Source organism: Turicibacter sp., from assembly GCF_017941855.1.
Classification (GTDB): Bacteria; Bacillota_I; Bacilli_A; order MOL361; family Turicibacteraceae; genus Turicibacter; species Turicibacter sanguinis.
Window position 1 is genome coordinate 36,408 of sequence record NZ_JAGAVR010000070.1, and the last position, 8,507, is coordinate 44,914.

At 32.0% G+C, this 8,507-nt stretch carries 5 protein-coding genes; 4 read left to right on the forward strand and 1 reads right to left on the reverse strand.

The window, feature by feature from the left end:
• Positions 1-258: 258 nt before the first annotated feature.
• On the forward strand, positions 259-2,973 hold the full coding sequence (locus J6D32_RS08810) for an ABC transporter ATP-binding protein/permease (RefSeq protein WP_006785447.1): 2,715 nt from the start codon (positions 259-261) through the stop codon (positions 2,971-2,973).
• A gap of 417 nt (positions 2,974-3,390) precedes the next feature.
• Here J6D32_RS08810 and J6D32_RS08815 read toward each other — a convergent pair whose 3' ends face one another.
• Positions 3,391-4,494: an LPXTG cell wall anchor domain-containing protein gene (locus J6D32_RS08815; RefSeq protein ID WP_132942801.1), complete on the reverse strand. Its 1,104-nt coding sequence runs from the start codon at positions 4,492-4,494 to the stop codon at positions 3,391-3,393.
• A gap of 256 nt (positions 4,495-4,750) precedes the next feature.
• On the opposite strand from J6D32_RS08815, the gene srtB reads away from it, so the two are divergent.
• From srtB to pepF, 3 genes are all read left to right on the forward strand, one after another.
• The gene (gene srtB / locus J6D32_RS08820; RefSeq protein ID WP_287467564.1) at positions 4,751-5,521 is read left to right on the forward strand and encodes a class B sortase; all 771 of its coding nucleotides are present in this window, start codon (positions 4,751-4,753) and stop codon (positions 5,519-5,521) included.
• A 180-nt stretch (positions 5,522-5,701) separates the two neighbouring features.
• Positions 5,702-6,229: an NUDIX hydrolase gene (locus tag J6D32_RS08825; protein WP_155222873.1), complete on the forward strand. Its 528-nt coding sequence runs from the start codon at positions 5,702-5,704 to the stop codon at positions 6,227-6,229.
• 415 nt (positions 6,230-6,644) lie between these two features.
• The gene (pepF, locus tag J6D32_RS08830; RefSeq protein WP_006785451.1) at positions 6,645-8,444 is read left to right on the forward strand and encodes an oligoendopeptidase F; all 1,800 of its coding nucleotides are present in this window, start codon (positions 6,645-6,647) and stop codon (positions 8,442-8,444) included.
• Positions 8,445-8,507 lie beyond the last annotated feature (63 nt).

Genomic DNA, 8,507 nt, shown 5'->3' on the forward strand with positions numbered 1-8,507 from the left:
CACTATATTATTCTGACAGTTACGTAGATACTCTGTAAATTCATAGTAAATTCATAGCCATCCATTTTAGGCATCATCACATCTAATATAATTAAAGCAATGTGTTGTTTATCTATATCCAAATTATTATATTTCAAAAGATTAAGTGAAAATTTAAATGTATTAGAAAAAAAGCATAAATAAATTCCTAAAATTAACATTCAGTTTATAAAAGCATTGTAAAATATGATGACAAGGAAACAAAGGGGGAGAATAAAGATGCTTCAAATTGAAAAAATCCATAAAAAGTACATAACTGGAGATTTAGTGCAAACAGCTCTTAATGACGTAAGTTTAAATCTTCGTGACAATGAGCTTGTTGCTATTCTTGGACCTAGTGGTTCGGGGAAAACTACCTTACTTAATATCATTGGTGGTCTAGATCATTATGATAGCGGTGACCTAATTATTAATGGAATTTCGACTAAAAGATATACAGATAGAGATTGGGATTCTTATAGAAACCATACAATCGGCTTTGTGTTTCAAAGCTATAACTTAATACCTCATCAGACGGTACTTTCAAATGTTGAACTTGCACTTACTATTTCTGGGGTTTCAAAGTCAGAACGTAAAAAACGTGCAATAGAAGCTTTAGAAAAAGTTGGATTAGGTAATCAACTTCATAAAAAACCTAATCAAATGTCTGGTGGACAAATGCAGCGTGTGGCTATAGCTCGTGCATTAATTAATGACCCAGATATTTTACTTGCTGATGAACCTACGGGTGCACTTGATTCTGAAACTAGTGTTCAAGTGATGGAACTTCTAAAAGAAGTAGCAAAAGATAGACTGGTTGTTATGGTTACACATAATCCTGAGCTTGCAGAAGAGTATGCTACTCGTATCGTAAAAGTGCGTGATGGAAAAATTATAGATGACTCTAATCCATATCAGGTAGATGCTTCACAACTTGGGCAAGCAAGACATGAAAATATGGGTAAATCTTCAATGTCATTTTCGACATCGCTTTCATTGTCTTTCAATAATTTAAAAAGTAAAAAAGGAAGAACATTATTAACAGCTTTTGCGGGCTCTATTGGAATTATAGGGATTGCATTAATTCTATCGATTTCTAATGGAGTTAATACTTATATTTCTGATATTCAAAAAAGTACAATGTCTTCTTATCCTATATCCATTCAATCTCAGTCTATAGATTTAAGTAGCATTATGTCATCAGGACAAGAGAATATGAAGAAACTGAAAAGCGGTGAGGTTGACCATGATTTAGATGCAGTTTATTCAAATGGTACAGAACTTGAAATGGCATCTAAGATGACGACAAGTATTACCGAAAATAATCTAACAGAATTTAAAAAGTACTTAGATGATACAGAAAATGAAATTCACCAGTATATTGGTGAAAACGGAATTGTGTATTCTTACGATACAAAATTCGATGTATATACTTATGACTCAGAGGATACTCTTGTAAATACAGATGGTAGTACATTAGAGGGGAGTCAATCTTCTGCTTCAGTCAGCTCTCCAATGATGGCAGCTATGAGTTCAAGTAGTTCTAATCATTTTGAAGAGTTATTACCAGGTACTGAAGATGAGTTAATCAGTTCAACTATTACAGATAGCTATGATGTTTTATATGGTTCATGGCCGAGCAAATACAATGAGCTTGTTATAGTGCTTAACCATAATAATGAGATTTCTGCCACAACTCTTTATAAACTTGGACTTCTTCCTTCTTCTGAATATAATGAATTAATATCGAAGATAGAAGACGGAGAAACAGTTACTTTAGATACACAAAAACTAAGTTATGAAGATATTATAGCTCAAACATTTTATATGATCCCTAGTTGTGATTTATATGTAGAAAATGATAATGGTACTTTCGATTATATTGGAGACGATAACTCAGAGATAAAAAATCTACTTGAAGATGCAGTTGAGTTAAAAGTGGTAGGTATTATTCGTCCTAAAGAAGATACAGAAACTGTTTTAATTAGCAATACTGTAGGTTATACAAAAGCATTAACAGATTATATCATTGATTATACAAATAACAGTGAGGTTGTAAAAGGACAGGAAGCTAGTAAGAATCTAAATGTATTAAATGGTATGGAATTTTCGCCTAGTGATGATGTAGATAAAGTCAAAGATGCAAAAACTTATATCGATCATTTAGGAGTTAGTGAAAAAGCTAATCTTGCTAAACAGATTTTACAATACACTTATTCAGATAATCCAACTGCAACATCTCAAATGATGTCAATGAATGAAACACAACTTGCAGCGGCACTAGATGAAAATTTAGATGATGAGGCACTTCTTTCGATTTATGATCATTATATATCTACTGGAACTTATGATGATAATATGAAAACTTTTGGTGTTGTAAGTTTAGATGCACCATCTAGTATCAACATATATTGTGATAGTTTTGAGGACAAAGATGTTATAGCTGATTATATTGGGAAATACAACGAATTGGTTGATGAGGAAAGTCAAATTACTTATACAGATTATGTAGGACTTTTAATGTCTTCTGTAACAACAATTATAAATGTAATTTCATATGTATTAATTGCTTTCGTTGCAGTTTCCTTAATAGTATCTTCAATAATGATTGGAATTATCACTTATATTTCAGTTATGGAACGTACTAAAGAAATCGGAATACTTCGTGCAATTGGGGCCTCAAAACATAATATTTCTCAAGTGTTTAATGCAGAAACATTTATAATCGGTATATGTTCAGGAACAATTGGAATTGGAATTACGCTGTTACTTCTAATACCAGCAAATTCTATCATTCACACTTTAACGGGTACAGATACTGTTAATGCCTCATTACCTTTTAGTAGTGCACTTCTTCTTATTGCTTTAAGTATCATACTAACTTTAATGGGGGGGTTCATCCCTGCCAAAAAAGCAGCAAGGAAAGATCCAGTAACTGCTTTAAGAACAGAATAAAATATTAGAAAATTAGGAAGGAAGCTGCGAAGAAGATATATATAGTGACTATATTTACCGCAACACTTTTATGTTATTAAAAGAAAAAGGATATTTATAAGTGATGCTGACGTTAGAGAAATTTTCAGGATTAGATTCAACGGAAATTAATGATGTGAAAATATTTCAATAAATGTTAGGATAATACTCTTATTTAAAGAAGGGTTAGGTGTTTATATATCAAGATTAATACGTATTTCTAGGGGGGATCTATAATGGGAATCTGGAATATATAATGAAGCATGAGGTTCAATTATTTAGAGAGGTTTTTTATAGATGTGAAAGGAAATCATCTATTGAAGATAAAAGTAATATAAAGTAGGATCAATAAAAAGGCGAGAAGATGAAATCTTTTCTCGCCTTTTTTGATGAATATTATTATTTAGCTACTGTTTTTTTAGGTGTCGTTTTTTTGAAATATAATAGACCGATAGTAGAGATGAGGGCCATTCCAATCATAAGAGATAGATTAGTCTCATCTCCTGTATCAGGCATATCTGTTTCTGGAGTGATTGGTTTTTCTATTTTGATCACATTTCCTTGATCATCTAATTGATAGTCATATTTTTCTGATGCGATTAAGTTTCCTAAATCCATCCCTCGATCATCAAGTTTAACGGTTTTAAAGTTTAATTCAGAAGACTGATCGACTTGAATTTTTCCTGAATTTTTAAATCTGATGTCGCCTTCAACGGAATGGCTCAAATCAACGACAGAATTATTCTTAATATTTATGTTTGTTCCATCAACTGTTAAAGCACGTCCTAGGCTTTCGGTAATTGTAAGTTTGGAATGGTCGATGGTTAAATCTAGCCCTTCAGCGGTTGTATTGATCCCATTGCTTAACCCCTTCATGTTGACAGTAGAATCTTTTATATTGATTGTTCCATCTAAAAATCCACGTGCAGTATTTTGAAAGTTTAAAGTAGAGTCAGTGATGTTAATTTTTCCATTTTTTCCGGCATTCGTTTTTATCACTCCTCCTGATAAACTTTTTTCATTTTTGGCATTTAAAACAGAATTGTTTTCGATATTTAAGGTACTGTCATTGTAGACATAAATTAAAGCATAGGGTGAAGTATAGTTACTTGCCTGTAGCGTTACTTGATTGAGTGTTAAGTTAGCACTGCTTCCATAATCACCTACTCCTAAGATACAATCTGCATGACCTTTGATTTTATCTAGAATCATTGTTCCATTTTTAAAGGTTACATTTGCGCCATTAGTCAAATAATTTGAATCTTTTGTGAGAGTTAAAGTATGGCCATTTAAATCAATCGTATAATTAGTTCCATTTATTTTTAATGCATCAGAAAGTGCCACATTATCACTTAAAGTAATGTCCCCTTGGGAATTACTTTTAGCTAAAAATTCTGAGCTTGTCATATTTCCCTCTACCGATCCATTTGCAAATACTATCATGGTCGACATCATGAACACTGTCAAGATAGTTAGAAAATTTGTTAATAAGTGTTTTTTCATTTTTTTACGTTTCTCCTTCTCTAATAGTTGTGATTTTATTGTGTTTTAAATAAATCTTATTTACTCAACTATATTTACCTACATACTAAAAGTTATTACTTTTTTTCGATAATTTTTAACATTGTTCATAAATAACTTCCTTAACAATCCTGTTATAAAATGCATAATGTAGTCATCATTCATTGATAATTTAATATATAGAATTCATAAAATGTCTATTATTTATAGTAAATGTAAAAGGAGGGGGGGGATTGTTTTGAAAAAAAATATAAGGGTAGTTGTTAAGTTAATTCTGATTTGGATGTTATGCTTCTCTTCTTCTGCTATTTTAATTAAATTAACGGCGTACAAAAAAGCAGATAATGTATATGAAAATATTAGAGAAATGACTAAAGCGACGACAGATACGCCCCCTATTGAAGAGACTGAAGCTAATGAAGAGAATAAAGAAGTAGATCAGTCGATTGTAGATGATAAATATGATAAACTTTCTTCTATCAATTCGGACTATAGATTTTGGTTACACGTCGACAACACTAATATTGATTACCCGGTGGTTCAGAGTCAAGATAATCAATATTATCTAAAACATGATTTTAATAAAAATTATCTAGCTTCCGGTAGTATATTTATGGATTATCGAAATAAATTTGAAGAAGATCACAGTGTTATTCTGTATGGTCATGATATGAAAAATAAATCAATGTTTGGAGAAGTCGCTAATTTTAAAAAGGAAGATTTTTTTAATGAAAATAACCTGATTAGAGTTGAATATAAAGGGATGACCTATATTTATGAAGTTTTTTCGGCCTATGTAGCAGATTTTTATCATGGGGATTATCTGAAAATTCATTTTGAAGATGAAAAAGATAAACAAGCGTATCTAAACTATATAAAAGATCGATCGTTATATCAAAAACAGATTGAATTAAACGCGAATGATCAGATTATGACGCTGTATACTTGTAGTTATGAGTTTGAAAATGCTCGTACAATCGTTCATAGTAAATTAATATCTAAGGAATAAAGGATAGGGGTTATATTTTATCTAAAACGATATCGTTGTATTGAGAGAGATGAGATAAGATTGTGAGCAGCGAAGGTTATTTTTTAATGGAATAAAATCCCAATCTATATTATGATGAGCATATCTATCGAAGATTTATTATACAGTAGAGGGTCAAGAGACATTGGTTCTTAAAAGGAGATGGTGATTATAGAGATTTGGGATTTATATACGCAAGATAGAATTAAAACGGATAAAACGATGATCAGAGGTCAAAAAATCATTCCAGGACTTTATCGATTAGTCGTCCATGTCTGTATTTTTAATTCTCAAGGTGAAATGTTGATTCAACAAAGACAGCCTTTTAAAAGTGGTTGGTCAAATAGGTGGGATGTGACAGTTGGGGGCAGTGCTATTTCTGGTGATACGAGTCAATCAGCAGCAGAACGTGAAGTTTATGAAGAGATTGGATATCGGTTATCACTTGATGGGATTAGACCTGCTCTAACGATTAATTTTGATGATGGATTTGATGATTTTTATTTGATTCAACAAGATTTAGAAATTGATGCACTAAAACTGCAATACGAGGAAGTTCAGAGCGTTAAATGGGCGTCAAGGGATGAAATCTTAAAGATGATTCAGGAAGAAATTTTTATTCCGTATCAGCCATCGTTAATTGACTTACTATTTTTTATGAGAGATAAAAAAGGAGCTCATACGAGGTAAAGCATTGGTCATTAATGCTATCAAATTTTAAAAATCTATGATATCCATGCGATGACAGAAGCGGGATTATCAAAGGAGGGATTATTAAAAAAGTTAACCTATGATTGTTTAGGTAGGTTATAGAATGAAGTTTTTAGTCTCTGAACAATCTATCTCAAATATTCAACAATCTAAACCTTTTTCTTTGGATGTGTAATGATTTAAATTAGGTTACGGACGAGGAATTAATTTCACGTTTAGAGAAGCATGATATTTAAGAATTTAGAGGGTTATCCCCTCTTAGTAAAATGGATACTTGCTTCGATTCCCTGAGACAGTCACCGCATAAAAAAAATAACCGGATGATGAATTATCAGTGGTTAAATGTAGTAAAATGAAAGTATGATGAATTGATATTGATAAAAAGGAGACATTTATGAGTCAGACAATGGGTTTAAAATCACGAAATGAAATTGAAGAAGAATCGAAGTGGAAAATTGACAAAGTTTATGCAAGTACAGAGGCTTGGGAAAAAGACTTTCAAGCAGTAAAAGAAAAAGCGCCGAAATTAAAAGAATTCCAAGGACGTCTTGGAAATATCACTGATTTAAAGGAATACTTAAAGGTAGAAGAAGAGTTATCACGTGTATTAGAAAAATTATATGTGTTCGCGCATATGAAGAGTCATGAAGATACCTCAAACTCAGAGTTTCAAACATTAGTGAATAAAATCGATCCGTTTATGGCACAGTTTTCAAGTTACAATGCGTTCTTTACGCCGGAGATTTTATCACTTGAAGATGGAACCATTGAAAAGATGTTAGAAAGCGATGACGAATTAAAAGTGTATGACACGTTCTTCAAAGTGTTATTAAAAGAAAAACCACATATCTTATCGAAGGAAATGGAAGAATTATTAGCATCAGCATCAGATTGCTTAGGGGCTTCTGAAAGTATTTATACGATGCTAACGAATGCGGATATGACGTTTGGAACGATTAAAGGTGAAAATGGTCAGGACATTGAATTAACAGAAGGAAACTATAGTTCATTAATCAAAAGTAAAGATCGTCGTGTCAGAGAAGAGGCGTTTAAATTATTATTTAGCACGTATAAAAAATATGAAAATACAATTGCAACAAGCTTAACAAGCTCATTAAAAACATTTATTTTCTATGCGAAAACAAGAAAATATGCGTCTTCATTAGAAGCTTCATTAAAACCAAATGATATTCCAGTTGAAGTTTATAAAAATGCGATTCAAACCATCAATAACAACTTAAAATCTCTTCACCGCTATGTTGGTTTAAAGAAAAAGTTATTAGGATTAGATGAAATTCATATGTACGATTTATATGTGTCTGTCATCGATATCCCAAAACAACATATCGAGTATAGCGATGCCATTGAAATGGTGAAAGAAGGATTAAAACCACTGGGTCAAGAATATTTAGACATCTTTGATGAAGGAATCAAAGACGGATGGGTTGACGTTTACGAAAATAAAGGTAAAAAAAGTGGGGCTTACTCATGGGGAAGCTATGATACGATGCCTTATGTGTTATTAAATTATAACTATGAGTTAAACGATGTTTCAACACTGGCTCATGAAATGGGACATTCCATCCATTCTTACTATACAAGAAAAGAACAACCATACGTTTACGGAAATTACACGTTATTCTGTGCGGAAGTGGCGTCTACAACGAATGAAATTCTTTTAATTAATGACTTAATTCATAAAGAGCAGGACAAAAATAAAAAATTATATCTCATTAATCAGGAGTTAGAGCAAATTAGAGCGACCGTGTACCGTCAATTAATGTTTGCAGAGTTTGAGTTAATCACGCATGAAACGTTAGAAAACGGTGGTTCATTAACGTCAGATGATTTAGATAATATTTGGTATGATTTAAATAAAAAATATTTCGGACCTGAGATGGTCGTGGATGATGAAATTAAAATTGAGTGGGCACGAATTCCACACTTCTATAGTGATTTCTATGTTTACCAATATGCTACAGGGTACGCAGCGGCATCGGCTTTCGCTAAATCGATTTTAGAAAATGGTGAAGTTGCTGTTGAGAAATATAAAGGATTCTTAAAAGCAGGTGGTTCTTTATATCCAATCGATACTCTAAAAAATGCAGGGGTTGACATGACGACCTCAATGCCATTAGAGGCAACGATTGAACGCTTCAATGAATTACTTGATATGTTAGAAGAATTAATCTAAAAAAAAGGAGAATGAAAACAGAAGTTTTCGTTCTCCTTTTTACTTATTTTAACGGCAATTCTA

Bases quoted from the DNA above. Each gene is read 5' to 3' on its own strand.
- pepF (WP_006785451.1), top strand. From the start codon at position 6,645: ATGAGTCAGACAATGGGTTTAAAATCACGAAATGAAATTGAAGAAGAA.
- J6D32_RS08810 (WP_006785447.1), top strand. From the start codon at position 259: ATGCTTCAAATTGAAAAAATCCATAAAAAGTACATAACTGGAGATTTA.
- J6D32_RS08825 (WP_155222873.1), top strand. From the start codon at position 5,702: ATGGTGATTATAGAGATTTGGGATTTATATACGCAAGATAGAATTAAA.
- J6D32_RS08815 (WP_132942801.1), bottom strand. From the start codon at position 4,494: ATGAAAAAACACTTATTAACAAATTTTCTAACTATCTTGACAGTGTTC.